Below are 20,714 nucleotides of genomic sequence, written 5' to 3'. Positions count from 1 at the left end.
ACAGATGAACATCGTGGGGAATCGCGCGCGCGCCTGGGGAGGCCGCGCGGTCATGGGGGCTGCCATCGCAGCCCTCGCAGTGGTGGGCGCCCTGCTCACGCCGGGCGCGGCGTCGGCGGTGGTCGCCTCGGGCCCGGACGGGCGCACGCAGGAGACGGCGGCGGCGTCGTGCTGGGAGATCAAGCAGAACAACCCGGCGGCGGCGGACGGCGTGTACTGGCTGGTGACGCCAGGCCTGGTCTACCCGCAGCAGTTCTACTGCGACCAGACGACCGACGGCGGCGGGTGGGTGCTCGTCGGTCGGGGTCGGGAGGCGTGGAAGGAGAGCTACAACGGTCTCGGCACGCCGGAGCAGGTGGCGAACACGCCCACGGGAACGGCCGCGTTCGCTCCGGCCGAGCTGCCCGCCAAGACCGTCGACGGCCTGCTGAACAACGGCCGCCCCGATGCTCTGCCCGACGGGATCCGCGTGCGGCGCGCGACCAACGCCGCCGGCAGTGCCTGGCAGGAGGTGCGGTTCTCGCTCGCGAAGAGCGACCGCTGGGAGTGGACCTTCGGCGCCAAGCACTCCGTAGCGGCGTGGAGCTTCGTTGACGCCGCGGGCGGGGTGAGTTCCAGCGGCACCGGAGGTCTGAGCACCAACGTCACGAGCCGCGGGGGTCTGGACAATATCGTCTTCTCGCAGCGCGCGACGCACGGGTACCGCATGGGCTGGGCCTACGGATGGACCGTCCAGGGTACGACAGACGACTCGTCGTACCTCTGGGGCCCGCCCGATCAGGGCTATGCCACGCCCTTCGCCCAGGTGTTCCTGCGGCCGCAGCTCCGGCTCGCCGAGCTGGACTTCGCCACCGCGCCCGACACGACGTCCGCGCCTCAGACGCTTCCCGAGATCCCGAACTCCGCCGCTGTGAAGAGCTCGTGGGGTGTGTCGGGGCTGGCGAACGGGCGCACCGGCGAGGCGAACATCGAGGTATCCGACTTCGGCGAGGCCGCGGGCGCGGTGTTCGTCGGGGGCAACTTCCTCCACGTCCAGCAGAGCCGCGACGGTGCCGGACAGGTCGAGCAGCCGTATCTCGCGGCGTTCGACGTGAAGACCGGTGGCTGGGTGTCCTCCTTCCGCCCGAAGCTCGACGGGCAGGTCAAGTCCATCCAGGCGCTCCCGGACGGCCGCATCGCGATCGGCGGGCAATTCACCACCGTGAACGGCACAGCGCAACCGGCTCTGGCTTTTCTCGATCCGCACACGGGGCAGCTGTCAGGGTGGCAGGTGAAAGCGGAGCACCGGACGACCGGGGGCCTGCCCTTCGTGCGCGACCTAGACCTGCGCGGCGACGACCTCTACGTCGCCGGCTCCTTCACCCATTTGACGGCGGTCGGGTCGACGACGAGCGCGAGCGCCTGGAATGGCGGTCGCATCATCCTGTCCACCGGCAAGCCGGACACGAACTGGAACGCGAATCTGAACGGCACGGCGGCATCGGTCGACGCGAACGACGCCGGCGACCGCGCGTACTACTCCGGCTACTTTTTGATGAAGGACACCAGTTCCACCCCGAGCGCGGCGGCGTTGCAGACGGTCGCGGGCGCGCCCCTCGTGCCGACGCCGTGGGTGCCGACCTTCAGCGACAACCGCAAGGACGACGACGGCAACTACATCAACCAGGTGTGGCAGCTGGGAGTGGTCGAGGTGGATGGTCGAGTCTGGCTCGGGGGCTCGCAGCACTCGATGTTCTCCTACGACCGGAACAGCTTCGAGTTGCTCAGCGGTTCCGTGCCCCTCGTCGGCGGTGACCTGCAGACCGTGGAGACGAACGGCTCCGTCGTGATCGGTGGCTGTCACTGTGGCGACTATGTCTATGATGACGCGTTCAGCAACACTCTCGTCGGCGGCTTCGACGAAGCGGACAAGATCAACCTGGTCGGCGCCTGGGACCCGAAAACCGGGAAGTACATCCCGGACTGGTCACCGACGCTGGAGGCGCGCGAGGGGTACGGCGCGTGGGGGACGTTCTTCGACAGCACCGGCACCCTGTGGGTGGGTGGCGACTTCAACCGGTCGCAGCTTCCGGGTGGTGCGGAGCAGTGGTCGGGCGGGTTCATCCGCTTCGCGCCGCGGGATGCGGTGGCGCCGACGACCCCGGGGGCGGTGTCGTCGACCCCATCGGCAGACGGGAAGACGGCGACGCTGACGTGGGGCGCGTCGACGGATGCGGGTTCGGGTGTGACGTACGAGGTGCTGCAGGGCAACCGAGTGATCGCCTCCACGACCTCGGCCTCGTACACCGTGCCGGTGACCTCGACCGCCGCGAACTACTTCGTGCGGGCGCGGGATGCGGTGGGCAACCGGTCGGCGTCGACGGCGGCGTTCACGGTCGCTCCGGCCCCGGCGAACGCGCTGACGTTCGTGGGCAACGGGGACTCGTGGTCGTGGCGGTACTCGTCGGACGCGCTGCCGGCCACGTGGAACGCGACCACGTTCGACGCGTCGTCGTGGCCGGTCGGGAAGGCGCTGTTCGGGCGGGGCGTGTCGGGGGCGGCGACGAACATCGATCCCTCGAACCTGGCGACCAAGCCGTTGAGCGCGCAGTTCCGCAAGACGTTCACGGTGACCAGTGCGGCGAGCGTGACGAATGCGAAGGTCTCTCTCATCGCGAACGACGGCGCGGTGGTGTACCTGAACGGCCGTGAGCTGGGGCGGGTGCGGATGCCGGCCGGCGCGGTCACGCAGAACACGTACGCGACGGCGGCGGTGGCGCAGTCGTCGGCGGCGGGCACGCGCGCGGTGTTCACCGTTCCGGCCGGCGCACTGACGGAGGGCACCAACGTGCTGGCGGTGTCGGTGCACGCGAACTACCGCACGACCGCGGATCTCGGGTTCGACCTGGCGTTCACGGGCGAGCGGGCCGCGCCTCCGGCCGCGGTGACGGGTCTGGTGGCGACGCCGGCGCAGACGTCGGTGGTGTTGGGGTGGTCGGCTCCGGCGGGTTCGACGGCGGCGGCGTCGTATGTGGTGTCGCGGAACGGGGTGAAGGTGGGGACGGTGACGGCTCCGGCGACGACGTTCACGGATACCGGGCTGACGGCGTCGACGGCGTATACGTATACGGTGACGGCGGTGTCGGCTGCGGGGGTGGCGTCGACTCCGGCGACGGTGCAGGCGACGACGACGGCTGCGGTTCCGGTGGGCCCGGCGGTGTCGGTGCCGAACGGGTCGGCCTGGTCGTGGCGGTACTCCGGTGATGCGTTGCCGGGCGACTGGAACGCGGTCGGGTTTGATGCGTCGTCGTGGGCGGTCGGGAAGGGCGTGCTGGGGCGGGGGGCGACGGTGGCGACGAACATCGATCCGTCGAACCTGGCCACGAAGCCGTTGAGTGCGCAGTTCCGGACGTCGTTCACGGTGTCGGATGCGGCGTCGGTGAAGGACGGGACGGTGTCGGTGATCGCCGATGACGGGGTGGTGCTGTATCTGAACGGGGTGGAGCTGGGGCGGGCGAATCTGCCCGCCGGGTCGATCACGCAGAACACGTATGCGACGGCGGCGCCGCGGGCGACGAAGGCGGCGGGGGCGCGGGTGACGTTCCAGGTTCCGGCGACGCTGGTGAAGGAGGGGACCAACGTGCTGGCCGCGTCGGTCCACGCCAACTACCGCGGCACACCCGACCTCACCTTCGACGCCGCCCTCACCATGCCGCGATAACCCGCCACGGACACGCGCCGCGGCACCCGCCGCGGTCGTGAGGAGGAACAGAAGCCGAAGCCGAGGGGGCACGCGGAGGGGCCGGACACCACCAGGTGCCCGGCCCCTTCGGTCATACCCGTGCCGGTTCAGCGGGAGCGGCCGTCTCGCCACGCCACCGCGTCGCGGGGAGAGTCGACCAGCACGGCGTCGATGCCCAGGCGACCGAGCTCGCGGTACCGCTCCGCGTCCGTCACGCCGATCACCATCAGGTTCACGCGGTCCTTCGGGTCGAGACACGCGACCGACTCGCGGTCCCACGGCGTCACCTCCACCTCGGTCGTCGCGGTGCCCGAGGTGAACGTCTCGCTCACGGCGACCGTCCGCCGGTCCTCGAACGCCATCCACGTCCCCGCGGCCGGAGGCGCGTCGCAGTGGTGGGCCAGGGCGATCTCGAGCAGCCGCTCGCGCGTGAGGTCGCGGTCCTCGGCGACCTGCACGTCTCCGGCCGTCCTGGCCGCGCCGCTCGCTACCGCGTCGGTGGAGTACACGACCGTGTTCGCCGTGCGGTGGGTCTCGCGCAGCACCGCGAGCACGGCCTGCACGAGCGGCTCCGGGTTCGCCTGCTTGAGGTCGAGGAACAGCAGTCGATCCGCCGGCACCTCGGCCAGCGCCCGGCGGAGGGTGGGCAGCAGTGCCGCACCCGAGCGGTAGGGCGTGTCGGTGCTGCCGCGGGGGTGGAAGTTCCAGCCGGCGTTCAACCCGGTCAGCTCGTCGGCGGTGTGCTCCGCGACCGTGCCGGTGCCGTCGGTGTTCGCGGCGAGGTCGACCGGGCGGTACAGCACCGGCACGCCGTCCTTCGACAGCTGCACCGTGAGCCAGAGTCCGTCGGCGCCGTCGTCGAGCGAGCCGCGGATGCCCTCCAGGGTGTTCTCGGGGTAGTCGGCCGTGCCCGCGCGATGGGCGATGATGAGCGGCTCGTGGCGTTGACGGTCGGGGGAGGCGCCGGCGTCTCGGGTGGCCGGTCGCGCGGGGGAGCCGCTCGCGGCGAGAGCCTGTTCGCCGGTGGCCGCGGCGAGCGGCAGGAGGCAGCCGAGGGCCAGGGCGGCGGCGGCGCGGATCCAGGGGCTCGATGGTCGGATGGACATGGTGGTGCTCCTTCACGGGGTCCCCGCCGCTTCCGATGGACTCCCCGCCGCGCGGGCAGGCTAGCATCGCAGCGGCGATCACCCGGTATACCCGCCACGACGGGCAGCTCGTCGGCGTCGTCACACCCGCGTGGGCGCCGTGGTGCCGCCGTATTCTGGGCTCATGGCCTACGCAGAATCGATCGTCGACCTGGTCGGCGACACGCCCCTCGTGAAGCTCCAGCGCGTCACGGAGGGCATCGCGTGCACGGTGCTCGTCAAGCTCGAGTACCTCAACCCCGGCGGGTCGGCAAAGGACCGCATCGCGACCCGGATCATCGACGCGGCCGAGGCCAACGGCGACCTCGCCCCCGGCGGCACGATCGTCGAGCCCACCAGCGGCAACACCGGGGTGGGCCTCGCCCTGGTCGCCCAGCAGCGCGGCTACCGGTGCGTGTTCGTCGTGCCGGACAAGGTCGGCGAGGACAAGATCGACGTGCTCCGCGCCTACGGGGCCGAGGTCGTGGTCACGCCCACCTCGGTCGCCGCCGACAGCCCCGAGTCGTACTACAGCGTCAGCGACCGGCTGGCGCGGGAGATCCCCGGGGCGTTCAAGCCGAACCAGTACGAGAACCCGAACGGTCCGCGCAGCCACTACGAGACGACCGGGCCGGAGATCTGGCGCGACACCGAGGGCGCGGTCACGCACTTCGTCGCCGGAGTGGGCACGGGCGGCACCATCACGGGCACGGGCCGCTACCTGCGCGAGGTGTCGGACGGCCGCGTGCGCATCGTCGGCGTCGACCCCGAGGGCAGCGTCTACAGCGGAGGCACCGGGCGGCCGTACCTGGTCGAAGGCGTGGGGGAGGACATCTGGCCCGGCGCCTACGATCCCTCCGTGCCGCACGAGATCGTGGCCGTGAGCGACGCCGAGGCCTTCGCGATGACGCGACGGCTGGCGCGCGAGGAGGGCATCCTCGTCGGCGGGTCGAGCGGCATGGCCGTGGTCGGCGCCCTGCGGGTGGCCCGCGACCTGCCCGCGGAGGCGGTGATGGTCGTGCTGCTGCCCGACGGGGGGCGCGGCTACCTCGGAAAGATCTTCAACGACGGCTGGATGCGCTCGTACGGCTTCAGCGAAGTGGAGGAGGGCGAGACCGTCGCGGACGTGCTGGCCGCCCGCCCGTCGCGGACGGGACACGGGCTGCCCGACCTCGTCCACGCGCATCCCACCGACACCGTGCTGGAGGCGATCCGCATGATGACGGAGTACGACGTGTCGCAGCTCGTCGTGCTGAGCGCCGAGCCGCCCGTGATGATGGGCGAGGTCGTGGGCACCGTCGACGAGAAGGGCCTGCTCGACCTGCTGTTCCGCGGCGACGCCGAGCCCAGCGATGCGGTCGGTGCGCACGTGGGGGAGCGGCTGCCGCTGGTCGGCATCCACGCGCCGGTGGCGCAGGCCAGGGCGGCCCTCGCCGAGGCCGACGCGCTGCTGGTGACGGAAGACGGCAAGCCGCACACGGTGCTCACCCGGCAGGACCTGCTGGCGTACCTGTCGCGCTGACGCGGGGCGTAACAGGGGCCGTCGGCGCGCGAAGCCCGGTCGTAGGCTGAGGACATGTCCGAGCACGCCTTCGCCACCCGAGCCATCCACGCGGGCCAAGCGCCCGACCCGACCACCGGGGCGATCATCCCGCCGATCTATCAGTCCTCGACCCACGTGCAGGACGGCATCGGCGGCTTCCGCGACGGCTACGAGTACAACCGCGCGGGCAACCCGACGCGGTCGTCGCTGGAGACGCAGCTCGCGGCTCTGGAGGGCGGCGTGAGCGCGCTGTCGTTCGCGTCGGGGCTCGCCGCGGAGGATGCGCTGCTGCGCGGCATCCTGAAGCCGGGCGACCACGTGCTGCTCGGCAACGACGTCTACGGCGGCACCTACCGTCTGCTGACGAAGGTGCTGGCGCCGTGGGGCATCGTCACCACGACCGCCGAGCTGTCCGACCCGGATGCCCTCCGGGCGGCGATCCGCCCCGAGACGCGGATCGTCTGGCTGGAGACGCCGAGCAACCCGCTGCTGAAGGTGGTCGACATCGCGCTGATCGTCGAGATCGCCCACGCGGCCGGGGTGCTCGTGGTGGTGGACAACACGTTCGCGTCGCCCGCGCTGCAGCAGCCGCTGGCGCTCGGCGCCGACCTGGTCGTGCACTCCACCACGAAGTACCTCGGCGGGCACTCCGATGTGCTCGGCGGGGCCGTGGTGTTCGGCGACGACCGCTTCGTGGAGCCGGTCAAGTTCCAGCAGTTCGCGGTGGGTGCGGTCTCGGCGCCGCTGGACGCCTGGCTCACCACCCGCGGCATCAAGACCCTCGCGGTGCGCATGCGGCAGCACTCCGAGAACGCCCAGGCGATCGCGGAGTGGGCGGCCGCGCGACCGGAGTTCGCCGAGGTGTACTACCCCGGCCTGTCGTCGCACCCGGGTCACGCGGCGGCGACGCGGCAGATGAGCGGCTTCGGCGGCATGCTGTCGCTCGGGCTCGCGGCCGGTGCCGAGGCGGCGCGGTCGTTCGCGGAGAGCACGAGCGTGTTCCAGCTGGCCGAGTCGCTCGGCGGGGTCGAGTCGCTGATCGGCTACCCGCCGGAGATGACGCACGCCTCGGTGCGCGGGACCGAGCTCGCGGTGCCCGAGAACGTGGTGCGGCTGTCGGTCGGCATCGAGGACGTCACGGATCTGATCGCGGATCTCGAGGAGGGCCTCGCGCGCCTCGGCTGACCGGCCTCAGCACTCCCCGTACGGGATCGACGACGCACCCCCGGAGCGCTCCGGGGGTGCGTTCGCCGTCCCGCTGGACGAGGCGGCGACGGTAGCATGAAGGGTTCCCCTGGCCGAATCGATTCGACCACGCTCCGCCGATTCTGGAAGGACCTCGTGTCCGACGCCCCTCGCACCGACAGCACTCCGACCACCCCCGGGCCCGCGCCCGAACGCACCGCGACCGGCAGCATCCGCACCTCGTCGCCCACCGGCGCCATCCGCACGCTCGGATCGAACCCGGCCACCGCGCCGATCATGCTGCACCCGGGCGACGCGATCCCGCTCGGACGTCGCACGCTCACGATCATCCTGCTCGGAGCCCTCACGGCCCTCGGGCCGTTCACGATCGACCTCTACCTGCCCGCGTTCCCCGTGCTGGAGGAGGACTTCCAGACCACGGCCGCCGCGATCCAGCTCACCCTGACCGGCACCATGATCGGCTTCGCGCTCGGTCAGCTCATCGTCGGACCGCTCAGCGACAAGATCGGCCGCCGCACTCCGCTCATCGCCGTGACCGCGCTGCACGTGCTGGCCAGCCTCGGTGCCGCGTTCGCCCCCGACCTGCCGCTGCTCGGTGCTGCCCGGGTGCTGATGGGCATCGGCGCCGCGGCGGGCGGCGTGGTCGCGATGGCCGTGGTGCGCGACCTGTTCGGCGGGCGACGCCTGGTGGTGATGCTCTCGCGGCTCGCGCTCGTGTCCGGCGTGGCACCCGTGATCGCCCCGCTGATCGGCTCGTGGCTGCTGACGCTCATGCCCTGGCGCGGGATCTTCGGCGTGCTCGCGGCCTACGGCGTGGTGATGCTCGTGTCGACGGTGCTGTTCATCCGGGAGACCCTCCCGGTCGCGCGACGCAAGGACCCCGGTGGCGCGACCATGCGCGAGCGGTACCGGTCCGTGCTGACCGACCGGGTGTTCCTCGGGGTGCTCGTGATCGGCGGCATGACGTTCTCCGGCCTGTTCTCGTACCTGTCGGCGTCGCCGTTCCTGTTCCAGGTGACGCACGGGCTCGACCCGCAGCAGTACGGGCTGCTGTTCGCGGTGAACTCCCTCGGCGTCGTGATCGGCGTGCAGACCGCGTCGCGCCTCGCCGCGCGCTTCGGGCCGCAGTGGGTCATGGCGTACTCCACTGCGGTGCTGCTGCTTGCCGCCTCCGCCATCGTCATCACCGACCAGCTCGGCCTCGGCCTGTGGGGGACCGTGATCCCGCTGTTCGTGTTCATGACCGCCTGCGGCTTCACGTTCCCGAACGTGCAGGTGCTCGCGCTCGACCGTCACGGCAAGGCCGCAGGCACCGCCGCGTCGATCATCGGCGCGACGAACTTCGGCGTCGCGGGGCTCATCTCGCCGCTGGTGGGCTGGATCTCGCAGGACGCGGGGATCACCGCGACCACCATGGCCTCGGTCATGGTGGGCTGCGCCGCGGTGGGCATCCTCGCCCTGTGGTTCGTGGTGCGCCCGCGCACCGTCGGCATGCTGACGCCCTGAGGTCGCCCGAGCATCGGTCAGAATAGGACGATGAATCGACGGATGCTGCTCTGGTGGGGCGTCGCCTGCCTGCTCCTGGCCACCGCACTGGGCGCGGTCGTCGTGCTCACCTCCCCGCAGACCTTCGGGTTCGACCGGTGGTGGAACGAGACGATCGTGCGCATCCGTGCCGACTGGATGCTCGACTTCGCCCTGGTGCTGAACTGGATCGGCGGCGGCTGGGTCGCCATCCTCGGGGTCCCGCTCCTGGCGATCCTGATCCTCCTGCTGCTGCGGCGCTGGCGAGGGGCGCTGTTCGCAGCGATCTGCTTCCTCGCGAGTGCCGGAGCGGTGCAGCTGCTGAAGAACATCTTCGGGCGCGCTCGTCCCGACGACATGCTCGTGGTGAGCGACTACGGCTCCTTCCCGTCCGGGCACACCGCGAACGCCGCGACCATCGCGGTGGTCGTCTGGGTCCTCTTCCCCCGCGTCTGGACGGCGATCGCCGGAGCGGTCTGGGTGCTGGCGATGGCGCTGTCGCGCACGTTCCTGTCGGTGCACTGGGCGACGGACACGCTCGGCGGCGCTCTCGTCGGTGCGGGTGTGGTGCTGGCGCTCGCCGCCTGGCTGCTGCCGTGGGTGCGCGCCGACGTGGCGGACCGTGCGGCCCGCGCCGATAGGCTGAGCCAGACCTGACCCGACCCGAGGAGTGCTCCGTGGCGCGTATCCGCCCCTACCGGCCCACCGACCGTGCCGCGATGTACGAGATCTGTCTCAAGACCGCCGATGCCGGCGGTGACGCCACCGGCATCCTGTCGGACGACGACCTGTGGGGCGCGCTGTTCGCCGTGCCGTACGTGGAGCGCCACCCCGACCTCGCGTGGGTCGTGGAGGGAGACGACGGCCGGGCGATCGGCTACCTCGTCGCGACCGACGACACCGACGCGTTCTACGCCTGGTTCCGCGACGTGTGGTGGCCTCCGTTCCGCGAGCGCTACCCGCGCCCCGAGGCCGTGGACGGACGCGAGAGCCGCCTGATCGACTACGCCTACACGCGCGAGCCCGGCGCCGAGCCGCACGCCGCCGCGTACCCGGCCCACCTGCACATCGACCTGCTGCCCGAGACGCAGGGGCAGGGGATGGGGCGGCGCCTGGTGGAGACGCTGTTCGACGAGCTCCGCCGCCGCGGTGTGCCCGCCCTGCACCTGGGCATGGATCCGGCCAACGCGGGTGCGGCGGCGTTCTACGACCGGCTCGGCATGACCCGTCTCGCGGAGACCCCCGGCGGCATCACCTACGGCGTGCGCTTCGATGACGAGGCCGGGGCGCGCTGACGCCTCCCCATCCGACGACGAAGGCCCCCGCAACGGCGGGGGCCTTCTCGTTTCTGGCGGTGACGGCGGGACTCCGGTGCTCGCTGCGCTCACTCCTCCCCGAATCCCACGATGCTCGGGAGAAAGCCAGAAGGGCCCCCGCTGGCGCGGAGACCCTTCTGGCTTTCTGGCGGTGACGGCGGGATTCGAACCCGCGGTTGCTTGCACAACACACGCTTTCCAAGCGTGCTCCTTCGGCCGCTCGGACACGTCACCAGGGAACAACCTGTCCATCCTATCCGATGCGATGTGGTGCGCGTGACCGGGCCCGGGGACGTCATCCGAAGAGGCAGATGTGTAATATTGCACCTCACGAGGGTGCTGTATAACCTCAAGTGAGGACGCGACCGACACTGGGGAGGTCGCACCCCGGGGGAATCATGCGAGCGCAAGAAAGAGGGACGCCCTGATGTCGGGCGATGAGATCTTCGGTGCGCGCGCTCTGCGCGAGTGGATAACCGGTGAGCGCCATCATTACTCGCGGGTGTTCTTCGTGGATCGAAACGCCCCCGCCCGCCAGGTCCTGGCGGCCGCCGAAGGCCGCGACGCGGTCTTCCTGCCGGATGGGAGTGAGCCGTGCGAGACCCACGCCGAGGTCATCCGCTACGGGGGTGGGTGGGACGACATCGGCGATGAGCTGTTCCTCGGCCCGCACGGCGTCGAGCGCCAGGACTACATCGCGGCGGCCTTCGTACAGATCGTGGGACCGATCGTCGTCGGATTCTCCGATGAGACGAGCTGGCGGGCATTCCTCGACGATGCGGAGCTCGCTCGACGCACCGGCGTGTTTCCCGCCGCCCTGCTCGATGCCCGCGTGCTCCTCGCGGACCGCGTCGCGCTCGCTTCTCCCGTAGCGCTGATGCGTCCGAGTGCCGTCCGCGTCCGCAGCGACGGGCGGGTCTCGGCGGGCATGCAGGGCGAGGTGGTCGGTGCGGTCACCGAGCTGCCGTCTCTTCTCGCTGCAGCGCTGCCGGGGGCCGCCCTGGTGGGCGGAGTCATGCCCCGAGACAGGGTGCTCGACGACCTCCGCACGCGGGGCTGGGTCGGGCGATACCTCACGGCACTGGAGCTGATGAGAACCCTCTCCCTCGCGAGCACCGACGCGGCGATCGCGGGCTTCGGCTGGACGCCCTTCGACGACGGGCTCTGCGATGCCGAACCCCGGACCGCCGATCCGCTTCTCCTCGAGACGGGGGACGGGTTTCTGCTCGCGGATCTCACGACGCGGCGCCGGCAGCTGCTGTCCCCCGACACGGCCAGGGTCGTGGCGGTCACGCAGACGTCCAGCGATACGGAGAGTGCGGCCGCGCGCGTGGCGCGACAGCTCGAGGTGCCGAAGTCCCAGGCGCTCTCGCTCTGCCTCGAAGCGATCGATGCGCTCGGCGTGCACTGCGGGCGGCGAGCCGTCGACTCGTCCTCGACGACAGGAGCCGTGCGGTGAGCGCGCCGCACGCCCTCTGGACCTCGATGCTGCCGGCGGACACGACCTTCGCGCCGGACCGGGTCGCGGTCGGAGCCGCGGGTCATCGGATTGCCTTCGCGGACGGCTCGACGCGGCTCTGTGCGACGAGCGGGCTGTGGAACGTCCCGCTGGGCTTCGGCAACCCTGCCGTGGCCGAAGCCGTGAGTCGGGCGAGCCGCGACGCCTCGTATCTCTCCCTCTTCCGGGCTCCGCATCGCTACGCCGAACACGCTGCGGACGCTCTCATCGACCTCGCCGGCTCGCTCCGCTACCGCCGCGTGATCTTCTCCACCTCCGGCGGGGCGGCGAACGACGCAGCCATGAAACTCGTCCGCCAGTACTGGGCGCAGAAGGGGCGCCGGGACCGGACGATCAGCGTCGGCCTCCGCGGCAGCTATCACGGCACGATGTACGGCAGTCACGCCCTGAGCGGTGACGATCTCCTGCAGTCCGTGTACGCCGTCGACCGCCGCTCCGTGCGGCACGTGTCGGCGCACGACGACGGTGAGGAGCTGGCGACCCTGATGGCACGGGAGGGCTCGCGGGTGGCCTCGGTCGTCGTGGAACCGATCCTGGGCAGCGGCGCGCACGCGCTCTCCGACGCGTTCGTCGATCGCCTTCTCGCCCTGCGCGAGGAGTACGGCTTCCTCGTCGTCGCCGACGAGGTCGCGACGGGTTTCGGCCGCACGGGCACGATGTTCGCGACCGACACCTGGCCCGCCGCACCCGACGTGCTCATCCTGTCGAAAGCGTTGACCAACGGCGCGATGGGGGCCGCCGCACTCCTGGTGGGGCAAGAGATCGCCGTCGCATTCACAGACGGCGGATGGACGTTCGTGCACGGGGAGACGCAAGCGGGGACCCCGATGTGCGCGGCAGCGATCCTCGCCGTGATCGATGAGCTGCGTCGTATCGACGTGGAGTCGGCGACACAGGCGCTGGCCGTCGAACTGCAGAACCTGGTGCGGTCGTGGAAGACGGAGCAGCTGATCGCCGACAGCACCGGTCGCGGGTGTTTCGTCGGGCTTGCCCTTCGTGACGAGCACGGTCAGGAGCTCTCCGGAGCCGCCGTCCTGCGGGTCGTCTCCGCGATCGCCGATCACGGTGTCGTCGTGCATCCGGGGCCGAGTGCGATCGAGCTGATCCCGGCGTACGGTTTCGGCGCGCCGGAGCTGCGAGAGGTCGACACCGCCGTCCGCGCCGGCCTCGCCGAGGCACGTGGGGCGCTCTCATGACCAGCGGATTCGCGGGTCGCGTTCCGACTCTCTGGCACGGACCGGGGATCGCCCGTCGGATGACGCGTCAGCTGACGGCAGGGCGTGAGGCGCTCGTCATCGCAGATCCGGCCGCGGTGCTCCCGCTTCCCACCGGACGCTCGGTGCGCACGCGGACACTCGACACCGGGCGCGCCGATGTCAGAGCGGTCCTCGCGATCGCTCGCGAGATGATGGACCGCCCGCCGGAGGTGGTGGTGGCCGTCGGAGGTGGAAGCATCCTCGACGCGGGCAAGATCGCCGCGCTCGCGCTGGCCCGGGGTCATCTCCTCGACTACGCCATCGGGCACGCGCGGCTGTCCGCGCTCACCGTCCTGCCCGACGCACTCCCGCCCGTCGACCTCGTGGCCGTGCCGACGACGCTGGGAACCTCGTCGGAGACGAACGGCGTCGGCATCCTCACGAACGAACGGGGCTCTCGACTGATCGTCGGCCGCGCCCTCCGCCCCCGCCACGCCCTGGTCGACCCGTGGAACTTCTCCACCCTCAGCCCGGGTGCGGTGCGCGAGGGAGCGCTGGAGGCGTTCTTGCGCATCGCGGGTGCGGCGACCAGCGTCCAACGAAGCCCGAGGGCCGACAGCGACGCCGTCGCTCTCGGAAGGGCCCTGCTCGAGACCGCGGCGCACGACGCCGGATCGCCCTCGGGGAGACAGCGCCTCGCGCGTCTGAGCGGAGCCACGCAGCGCAGCGCGGCGCTGCGTGGAGGCGATCCCTTCAGCGCGCGGCACTGGTATCTGGCGAACGAGGTTTCCTCTCACCTGGGCGTGCGCAAGATGGTCGCGACGGCGGCGGTCATCGGCGCGGTCTGGCGCCGAATCGGAGCGGGCGACGCTCGCTGGGGTGACCGGGAGAGTCTCGCGGACTTCTGGGCGCGTGTCGCTCACGCGGTGGCCCTTCCCCTCGACCCGGCGGACGGCATCGACGCGCTGCTCGAGCGGTGGCGGATTCCGAGTCCGCCCCGGCCGGCCGCAGCGCTCCTGCACAGCATCGCCGAGGCCGCCGAGCAGTCGTGGGGCGGGCGTCGGCCGATGCTCCACGGGCTCGACGCGGGAGACCTCCGCGCTGTGCTGGGCGACGGCAGATGGAGCCTCCGAAACGCAGCGGCGAAAGCCGGACGATCGACGAAGGAAGGAGGTGAACGAGATGGAACCACGCAGTGACACGTGCATCCGATTCGAAGAGCTGGATCCCATGGAGGCCCCGAGCTGGGACAGCTTCTACAAGGGCGTCATCGGTGCTCTGATCCTCATCGGTGCGGGCGCGGCGATGGCCACGTGATCTGACTTGACGGCGGGAGAGAGCGAAGGGAGGTGAGCATGCACGCTGCGACGCCGACGCTCGAGTTCACAGAACTCGAGGCCATGGACGCGCTCAACGACGGCGATGACTTCATGCGGGGTTTCGCCGTCGGAGTGATCATCGGGATCCTCGCTCTGACGTAGGAGACGCACTCGGACGAGTGCCCAAGGAGGTGCACAGTGCAGAAGGCATCGATCGAGTTCGTGGAGCTCGAGCAACTCGACACACCGATGGAGTGGTGGGAGCACGCCAGCTACATCATCGCCATCATCGGCGGGGCGGTGGCGATCGCCACCTGACAGAAGGGTGCGGGCCGCAGGCGGGGGCCCGCGCCCGCTCACACCGGGAAGGCGAAGACGAATGGCAGATCTGATCACGGAGGCGGTGGCCGCACGGCTCCGCGCGGTCGGCGCGCACGCCGTGCCGGAGGACCTGTACGCGGCTGCGGGCAGTACCTTCTACGAACGGCTCGTCGGCTCCGATCGTGCCGAGATCCGGGAGGTGCTCGCGCTCGCGCGGAAGACCGAGGGTCCGATCCTCGACCTCGCGGCGGGAAGCGGACGGCTCACGATCCCTCTGGTGCGCTCGGGCCGGCGCGTGATCGCGCTCGACCTGTCGGCCGACATGCTGGCCCTCGTGCGGCACGTCCTCCCGGGGGAATCCGCCGTGGAGTGCGTCGTGGCGGACATGCGCGACTTCACGCTCGCGCGACGCTTCCGCCTGGTCATCCTGGGTGCCACCTCTCTCACCCTGTTGAACGGGGAAGACCGCGCTGCGCTGTACGCCGCCGTTCGGCGGCACCTCGCTCCGGGCGGTCTCTTCGCATTCACGCTGGCGGGGGCCATCGCGGAAGCGGAACTGCGCGTGACGAGGACCGAGAAGATCTGGGTCCCGGGGCCGGATGGCGCGGAGAGGTATCTGTTCAGCCAGCAGATCGAGGACGACGGCTCCGCCCGACTCGTGAACTGGCTGCGCGCGGACGATCTGGTACCGGGGGGAAGGGTGACGGTGTTCACGAGCCGCCTGCAGGTTCTCGGCCTGGATGAGATCTGCCGTGAGATCGCGGACGCCGGGTTCGAGGAACCGAACGTTTCTCCCGTACGGTCTCCGCAGGGTGCGGAGATCGTGATGGTGACGACGTCCGCGGTTTCCTCCACGACGATCGCGGCTGACGATGCCGTCGCCTGAGCCGCCCCACCGGCAGCGCTTTCGCGGGACCGCCCCGCTGGGTGCCGAGGACCGTCCCGTGCGCTCCGCAGACGTCTCCTTCGAACGTGTCGGGGAGGACGCGGTGTGGGTCGCGTCCGTGCACGGCGTTCCGATGTCGCGGGTCTCGCGCTCCGTCGTCGATCTGCTGGAGGCGATGGACGGCGAGACACCGCTCCACGTCCTCCGCACCCGCTTCGCACCGTCCGAGTCCTCGGAGAGCTTCCTTCGACTCGTCGAGCGCTTCCGAGCGAGCGGATTGCTGGAGGGCGCAGGAAGAATCCCGCCGGGGCGGCTGTCGTATCGTGCCCCGCTCACCCTGCAGGTCGCGACCCTGCGTGCGCCCGAGCTCTTCCGACGGTTGCACCGTCTGCTCCCGTCGCTTCCCAAGAGGGTGATGCTGATCCCAGTCGTCATGGCCGGGCTCGGGGCTGTTGCCGCCCTTCTTCAGGCGGCGGATGTCGTCCGGGTCGTCGTGACACCGGTGCCGCTGGCCGCCCTCCTCGGCACCGTCATCGTGCTCGGGCTGCTCACCCTGCTCCACGAGACGGCCCACGGCCTCACACTCACCGGCTTCGGCGGCACGCCCCGTCGGGCCGGTTTCATGATCTTCTATCTCGCTCCCGCGTTCTTCGTCGATGTGACGGACGGCTGGCGTCTCCGCGACCGTGGGCAACGCGTGTCGGTCGCCCTCGCCGGACCAGCCGTGCACGTGGTGGCCGCCGGAGTCGCTCTGGTCGCCGCTCTCGCGCTCCCGCCGTCCGAGCTTCGTCAGGCCGTGCTGCTGGCGGGTGTCTCGTGCGTCCTCATCGTCCTGATCAATCTCATCCCCTTCGTGCGCTTCGACGGATACATCGCGCTCATGAGTGCTCTCGACGAGCCGAATCTGCGCGAACGCACGATCCGCGATGCCTCGGACCGCCTGGTCCGGCTCCTCTTCGGGGGTGGGCGGTCGGAGAAGCGAGTGCCGCGGTGGTGGAGCGTGCCGTTCGGTCTGGCGAGCCTGTTCACGCCGTGCGTGTTGGTGTTCCTCGCTGTTGCACGGGTGGCGAAGGCGGGTACCGCGGGCGGCCCGGTGCTCTCCGTCCTCACGCTCGCTCTGGAGGTCATCGTGGCGATCACCGGGCTGACGATCGTGCTTCGGGCGCTCGTGCGCGTGCTCCGGGCCGGAGTGTCCCGAGTCCGATTCGCGACCGTGCTCGCCGTGATGACCGGCGCTGTCGTCATCGCCGGTGCCCTGATCCCCGTGCCACGCACGGTCACGCTCGGCTTCTGGACGCATGACGGCCGGATGTCGCTCGTGCAGGCCGGAGGAGGACGCGCTTCCGGAATCCCCGACGGCACCCGCGTCGACCTGATGACCAGCGGGATCCTCGGGAGCGCGGTGATCGGCACCGGGACGGTCGTGCACCGGTCCCCGACCCCGGTGACGGTGCCGTTGGACGCGCTGGTCCCGGTGTCCGCCCCCGACGTCTCCGTCGCCGCGGTGAGTATCGGCGTCGTCGAGTTATCCCCAGACCACCCAGCCCCGCCGGGCACCGGGCAGGCGCGTGCTCATCTGGGGACGACCGATCTGTGGCACGCGCTCTGGACGGCGGGAGTGACCGAGCCGTTGTCGACTCTCATGGACGAAAGGTAGGAGAAGGATGAACAGGAAGGATCGGGCGATCGAGGTCCGAGGGCTCACCAAGAGATATGGCCATCGGGCGGCGGTCGATGGGCTCTCATTCGGGGTGCCGCGCGGGTCGATCGTCGGGCTGCTCGGCCCGAACGGGGCGGGTAAGTCGACCACCCTCCGAGCGATCGTCGGGCTGCTGCGACCGACGGAGGGGGAGTGCCTCATCGACGGCCGCCCGTTCGCGTCGCTGGAGAACCCCGCGACGCACGTCGGAGTCCACATGGACGGGTTCGGGTTCGAGGTGGGCATCACGGGGCGACGGCATCTGGAGATCGCCCGGCTGGCGCCGGGGGCTCCGTCGCAGCGCGTGGATGAGGTGCTGGACGAGGTGGGACTCGCGCCCGACGCCCGCCGCCGCGTCAAGACCTACTCGACGGGGATGGCGCAGCGACTGGGCTTGGCGACCGCGCTCGTCGGCTCGCCGCGGACACTGATCCTGGATGAGCCGGCGAACGGGCTGGATCCGGACGGCATTCGTTGGCTTCGCGGCTTCTTGCGGCGCTTCGCCGACCGTGGCGGTACGGTGCTGATCGCGAGCCATCAGCTTCCCGAGCTCGAACAGGTGGTCGATGAGGTGGTAGTGCTCAAGCGTCGCGCCCTGTTCGCGGGGCCGCTGCGGGATCTCGTCACGAGCGACGCCGAGTCGCTGGAGAGCAGGTACTTCGAATTGATCGAGGGGGTGTCGGCGTGACGGCGGTGATTCGCAGCGAGCTGCTGCGTTCGGTGAGCGGCTTCTCCGTGCTCGCGATCTTCCTGGTCGCCGTCCTGCTGCCGGTGTACGTGCTCTGCTCGGATGGCTCGCACTTCGACCTCGCGGGCCTCGAGCCCGCCGCCGCGACACTCCAGGTTCTGCAGCCCCTCGCCTGGACGGCCCTCTCGGCCGCGTTCGTGGGCGCCTACACCGTCACCCGCGAGTACTACTACGGCTCGATGGACCGGACCCTCGTCGCCGTGGGGTTCCGGCGCGCCTTCGCGGGCAAGCTCGTGGCGGGGGCGCTGGTCGCCGTCGGCACCTCTCTCGTCATCTGCGTGCTCTGGACGGCGGCCGCCGCGATCCTCCTGACACGGGAAGGGCAGTCCTTCGTCCTCGGCGACGACGCCTGGGGAATGTACGGAGGCGCGCTCGTCGGCGCCGTCCTCGGCGCTCTCCTCGGAGGTGCGATCGGCTGGATCACCCGGAACTACTACGTGACGGCGGCGATCCTCCTCGCCTATCCGCTGACCGTGGAGTTCGCGCTGCTGCGGACGGCGCCGGAGGTCGCGAGGTACTCGCCCGGCCTGGTCCTCGCCGCGATCGGAGCCCCCGCGTATCAGGGGCGGTTGCTCGACCTCCTTCCGGCGCTGGGCGTCGCGCTCGTGTGGACGGGCGGTCTGGTCGGGATCGCGTGGGCGCGAGGACGCCGGGCCGTCGCGTGATCGGTCGGGCTCTGCGTGCGCAGGCGCGCGACGTCGGCGGCGACCTCGTGCTGCTCGGTGCGGCGGTGGCGGCGCTCGTGATCTCGCTCCCGCTCGCGGCGAGCATTCCCTCAGAGCTCGCGGATGCCCCTGCCGGTGTCCGTGACACCCTCACCGCGCCACTCCACACCGTCCTGGCGACCTCCGCGGCCGTTCTCGCGGCGGTCTACGGCTCGTTCCGGTACACGGTCGATCGGCGCGACGGCGTCATCGCGCAGCGTCTGATGCTGTTGCCGCGGTGGGCGGTCCTTCTGGTCCGGCTGCCGACGTCGGCGATCGGGGGAGCGGCCGTCGCGCTCGTCGCACTCCTCGGCGGCCACGTCGTGCTGTGGGCCACGATGGGCGGCATTCCCCTGGACGCAGCGGCGGTGGGCGCCACTCTCGCGCTCGGTGCCCTCGCCGGCCTGTGGGGAGTGGGGATCGGGATGATCGTCCAGGCCCACCTCGTCGCGCTCTTCGTCACGTCCCTGTCGCTCGGGGTCGCGACGCTCGTCGCGCTGTTCTGGAGCGCCGGGGCCGCGAGTCTTCCGCTGCTCGCGTTCCTCCAGACCCTCGGGTTCGACGTGACCGCCGTCGGGCTCTCCACGGGCGATCAGCTGTACGGCCTTCTCCCGGCCGGGCTAACGGCGGGCTGGGTGCTCGCGGCCGTCGGCGGGGGGAGCCTCGCGTTCCTGAGCCGCGACGTCACGTGACCGCCTCTGACCCCGGCCGCGGCCAGGTCGGCGACGTAGGATTCCGGGGTGGCAACCCCCAAGATCGTCCTCTTCTACGCCTTCACCCCGCTCGCCGATCCCGAGGCGATACGGGTGTGGCAGCGCGACCTCGGCGAGGCGCTGGGACTGCGGGGACGACTGCTGATCTCGAAGGACGGCATCAACGGCACCCTCGGTGGCGACCTCCCCGCACTCAAGAAGTGGGCGCGCTCGTTCCGGTCGTACGCGCCGTTCCGCGACGTCGACCTCAAGTGGAGCGAGGGCACAGGGCTGGACGAGCACGGCCGCAGCCTCGACTTCCCGAAGCTGAGCGTGAAGGTGCGCGACGAGATCGTGTCGTTCGGGGCGCCCGGCGAGTTGCGCGTGGACGAGCACGGCGTCGTCGGCGGCGGAGCGCGACTCACCCCGGAACAGCTGCACGAGCTCGTGGCCGAGCGCGGCGAGGAGGTCGTGTTCTTCGACGGTCGCAACGCGCTCGAGGCGCAGATCGGGCGCTTCCGCGGCGCGGTCGTGCCCGCCACCGAGACCACGCGCGACTTCGTGGATCTGCTCGACTCCGGGGTCTACGACGACCTGAAGGGCAAGCCCGTCGTGACGTACTGCACGGGTGGCATCCGCTGCGAGGTGCTGTCGAGCCTGATGACGGCCCGCGGGCTCGGCGAGGTGTACCAGCTCGAGGGCGGCATCGTGCGTTACGGCGAGAAGTTCGGCGACGACGGACTGTGGGACGGCTCGCTGTACGTGTTCGACGGCCGCGGTTCCGTCGACTTCAGCGATCACGCCCGGGTGATCGGTCGCTGCGCGGGCTGCGGCGCCGCGACCAAGCGCACCGCGAACTGCCCCGACATCTCGTGCCGTGCGCAGTTCGTCGTGTGCGACGACTGCGACACCGTGCGCTGTGCCGCGCACCCCGCCGAGGCCGCCGCGTCCTGATCACCCGCGGGCGCGCTCAGGCCAGCAGCGCCGCATCCGCTCCGCGCGGGGCGTACAGCGACCGCGGCAGCAGTCGCGCGCGCACCCGGGTCGGGCCGTCCACGCTGTGCTGCAGGCTCGACAGCACCGCACGCAGGGGTTCCGCGAGATCGTCGGTCCCCTGTGCGCCGGGGCGGGCGTAGTTGGCGCGCTCGACCGCGGTGGTGAGGCGCTGCAGGGCTTCGGCGTCCGCGCCACGGTCG

20 protein-coding genes and 1 tRNA gene are annotated in these 20,714 nt (G+C 71.0%); 18 read left to right on the top strand and 3 right to left on the bottom strand.

Annotated features, from left to right (window positions below; translation table 11 throughout):
* The first annotated feature begins 52 nt into the window (after positions 1-52).
* A complete protein-coding gene (locus DW309_RS20160; RefSeq protein ID WP_136045752.1) occupies positions 53-3,700 on the top strand; it encodes a fibrinogen-like YCDxxxxGGGW domain-containing protein in 3,648 nt (1,215 codons plus the stop codon).
* 128 nt (positions 3,701-3,828) lie between these two features.
* Here DW309_RS20160 and DW309_RS14270 read toward each other — a convergent pair whose 3' ends face one another.
* Positions 3,829-4,827, bottom strand: a complete 999-nt coding sequence (locus DW309_RS14270) for a glycerophosphodiester phosphodiesterase family protein (RefSeq protein ID WP_136045751.1) — start codon at positions 4,825-4,827, stop codon at positions 3,829-3,831.
* Positions 4,828-4,990: 163 nt separating this feature from the next.
* Here DW309_RS14270 and DW309_RS14265 point away from each other — a divergent pair, with 163 nt between their 5' ends.
* From DW309_RS14265 to DW309_RS14245, 5 genes are all read left to right on the top strand, one after another.
* The gene (locus DW309_RS14265) at positions 4,991-6,367 is read left to right on the top strand and encodes a cystathionine beta-synthase (RefSeq protein ID WP_136034207.1); all 1,377 of its coding nucleotides are present in this window, start codon (positions 4,991-4,993) and stop codon (positions 6,365-6,367) included.
* A 54-nt stretch (positions 6,368-6,421) separates the two neighbouring features.
* Positions 6,422-7,573 (top strand): cystathionine gamma-synthase, encoded by a 1,152-nt coding sequence (locus DW309_RS14260; protein WP_136045750.1) that lies wholly within the window; start codon positions 6,422-6,424, stop codon positions 7,571-7,573.
* A 156-nt stretch (positions 7,574-7,729) separates the two neighbouring features.
* On the top strand, positions 7,730-9,100 hold the full coding sequence (locus tag DW309_RS14255; protein WP_378802686.1) for a multidrug effflux MFS transporter: 1,371 nt from the start codon (positions 7,730-7,732) through the stop codon (positions 9,098-9,100).
* A gap of 30 nt (positions 9,101-9,130) precedes the next feature.
* Positions 9,131-9,775, top strand: a complete 645-nt coding sequence (locus DW309_RS14250) for a phosphatase PAP2 family protein (RefSeq protein ID WP_206252914.1) — start codon at positions 9,131-9,133, stop codon at positions 9,773-9,775.
* Positions 9,776-9,795: 20 nt separating this feature from the next.
* Positions 9,796-10,413, top strand: a complete 618-nt coding sequence (locus tag DW309_RS14245; RefSeq protein ID WP_205812784.1) for a GNAT family N-acetyltransferase — start codon at positions 9,796-9,798, stop codon at positions 10,411-10,413.
* Between the two features lie 167 nt (positions 10,414-10,580).
* Here the strand turns inward: DW309_RS14245 and DW309_RS14240 are convergent.
* Positions 10,581-10,668, bottom strand: a tRNA-Ser gene (locus tag DW309_RS14240).
* Positions 10,669-10,861: 193 nt separating this feature from the next.
* Here DW309_RS14240 and mpaB point away from each other — a divergent pair.
* The 12 genes from mpaB (at position 10,862) to trhO (ending at position 20,472) form a co-directional block, all read left to right on the top strand.
* Entirely contained in the window at positions 10,862-11,893 is a 1,032-nt protein-coding gene (gene mpaB / locus DW309_RS14235) for a daptide biosynthesis RiPP recognition protein (protein WP_136045749.1), read from the top strand.
* Positions 11,890-13,149 carry a daptide-type RiPP biosynthesis aminotransferase gene (gene mpaD, locus DW309_RS14230; protein ID WP_136045748.1) on the top strand — a complete coding sequence of 420 codons (1,260 nt, stop codon included), beginning with the start codon at positions 11,890-11,892 and terminating at the stop codon, positions 13,147-13,149. The genes mpaB and mpaD overlap by 4 nt, the downstream gene beginning before the upstream one ends.
* Positions 13,150-13,208: 59 nt before the next feature.
* Complete coding sequence (mpaC, locus tag DW309_RS14225; RefSeq protein WP_240753239.1) at positions 13,209-14,348, top strand: daptide-type RiPP biosynthesis dehydogenase; 1,140 nt, start codon at positions 13,209-13,211, stop codon at positions 14,346-14,348.
* Positions 14,332-14,466, top strand: coding sequence for an MpaA1 family daptide-type RiPP (mpaA1, locus tag DW309_RS20155; protein ID WP_275090549.1), 135 nt, complete (start codon positions 14,332-14,334; stop codon positions 14,464-14,466). Before mpaC ends, mpaA1 begins: the two co-directional genes overlap by 17 nt.
* 38 nt (positions 14,467-14,504) lie before the next feature.
* Positions 14,505-14,630 carry an MpaA2 family daptide-type RiPP gene (mpaA2, locus tag DW309_RS20150; protein ID WP_275090548.1) on the top strand — a complete coding sequence of 42 codons (126 nt, stop codon included), beginning with the start codon at positions 14,505-14,507 and terminating at the stop codon, positions 14,628-14,630.
* 36 nt (positions 14,631-14,666) lie between these two features.
* Entirely contained in the window at positions 14,667-14,786 is a 120-nt protein-coding gene (gene mpaA3, locus DW309_RS20195) for an MpaA3 family daptide-type RiPP (RefSeq protein ID WP_323131762.1), read from the top strand.
* 61 nt (positions 14,787-14,847) lie between these two features.
* Entirely contained in the window at positions 14,848-15,675 is an 828-nt protein-coding gene (mpaM, locus tag DW309_RS14220) for a daptide-type RiPP biosynthesis methyltransferase (protein ID WP_136034218.1), read from the top strand.
* 58 nt (positions 15,676-15,733) lie between these two features.
* Positions 15,734-17,332, top strand: a complete 1,599-nt coding sequence (gene mpaP / locus DW309_RS14215; RefSeq protein ID WP_136045746.1) for a daptide biosynthesis intramembrane metalloprotease — start codon at positions 15,734-15,736, stop codon at positions 17,330-17,332.
* Positions 17,333-17,339: 7 nt separating this feature from the next.
* Positions 17,340-18,062 carry an ATP-binding cassette domain-containing protein gene (locus tag DW309_RS14210; RefSeq protein ID WP_136045745.1) on the top strand — a complete coding sequence of 241 codons (723 nt, stop codon included), beginning with the start codon at positions 17,340-17,342 and terminating at the stop codon, positions 18,060-18,062.
* Positions 18,059-18,787 carry an ABC transporter permease gene (locus DW309_RS14205; protein ID WP_136045744.1) on the top strand — a complete coding sequence of 243 codons (729 nt, stop codon included), beginning with the start codon at positions 18,059-18,061 and terminating at the stop codon, positions 18,785-18,787. Before DW309_RS14210 ends, DW309_RS14205 begins: the two co-directional genes overlap by 4 nt.
* Entirely contained in the window at positions 18,757-19,518 is a 762-nt protein-coding gene (locus DW309_RS14200; protein WP_240753237.1) for a hypothetical protein, read from the top strand. The genes DW309_RS14205 and DW309_RS14200 overlap by 31 nt, the downstream gene beginning before the upstream one ends.
* A 48-nt stretch (positions 19,519-19,566) precedes the next feature.
* Positions 19,567-20,472, top strand: a complete 906-nt coding sequence (trhO, locus tag DW309_RS14195) for an oxygen-dependent tRNA uridine(34) hydroxylase TrhO (protein ID WP_136045742.1) — start codon at positions 19,567-19,569, stop codon at positions 20,470-20,472.
* 16 nt (positions 20,473-20,488) lie between these two features.
* Here the strand turns inward: trhO and DW309_RS19720 are convergent.
* Positions 20,489-20,714: hypothetical protein (locus DW309_RS19720; protein ID WP_168387286.1), on the bottom strand; the 226-nt coding region annotated here is incomplete at its 5' end.

This window comes from Microbacterium sp. K41, assembly GCF_004794395.1.
Lineage (GTDB): Bacteria > Actinomycetota > Actinomycetes > Actinomycetales > Microbacteriaceae > Microbacterium > Microbacterium sufflavum.
The sequence above is the reverse complement of the archived record's forward strand: the minus strand, read 5'-3'. Positions and strand labels throughout refer to the sequence as shown.

Excerpts from the sequence above, each read along its gene's own strand:
- DW309_RS14270 (WP_136045751.1), bottom strand. The coding sequence starts at position 4,827 with ATGTCCATCCGACCATCGAGCCCCTGGATCCGCGCCGCCGCCGCCCTG.
- DW309_RS14265 (WP_136034207.1), top strand. The coding sequence starts at position 4,991 with ATGGCCTACGCAGAATCGATCGTCGACCTGGTCGGCGACACGCCCCTC.
- DW309_RS20160 (WP_136045752.1), top strand. The coding sequence starts at position 53 with ATGGGGGCTGCCATCGCAGCCCTCGCAGTGGTGGGCGCCCTGCTCACG.
- mpaA1 (WP_275090549.1), top strand. The coding sequence starts at position 14,332 with ATGGAACCACGCAGTGACACGTGCATCCGATTCGAAGAGCTGGATCCC.
- mpaC (WP_240753239.1), top strand. The coding sequence starts at position 13,209 with ATGACGCGTCAGCTGACGGCAGGGCGTGAGGCGCTCGTCATCGCAGAT.
- mpaB (WP_136045749.1), top strand. The coding sequence starts at position 10,862 with ATGTCGGGCGATGAGATCTTCGGTGCGCGCGCTCTGCGCGAGTGGATA.
- DW309_RS14210 (WP_136045745.1), top strand. The coding sequence starts at position 17,340 with ATGAACAGGAAGGATCGGGCGATCGAGGTCCGAGGGCTCACCAAGAGA.
- mpaA2 (WP_275090548.1), top strand. The coding sequence starts at position 14,505 with ATGCACGCTGCGACGCCGACGCTCGAGTTCACAGAACTCGAGGCCATG.
- mpaM (WP_136034218.1), top strand. The coding sequence starts at position 14,848 with ATGGCAGATCTGATCACGGAGGCGGTGGCCGCACGGCTCCGCGCGGTC.
- DW309_RS14260 (WP_136045750.1), top strand. The coding sequence starts at position 6,422 with ATGTCCGAGCACGCCTTCGCCACCCGAGCCATCCACGCGGGCCAAGCG.
- DW309_RS14250 (WP_206252914.1), top strand. The coding sequence starts at position 9,131 with ATGAATCGACGGATGCTGCTCTGGTGGGGCGTCGCCTGCCTGCTCCTG.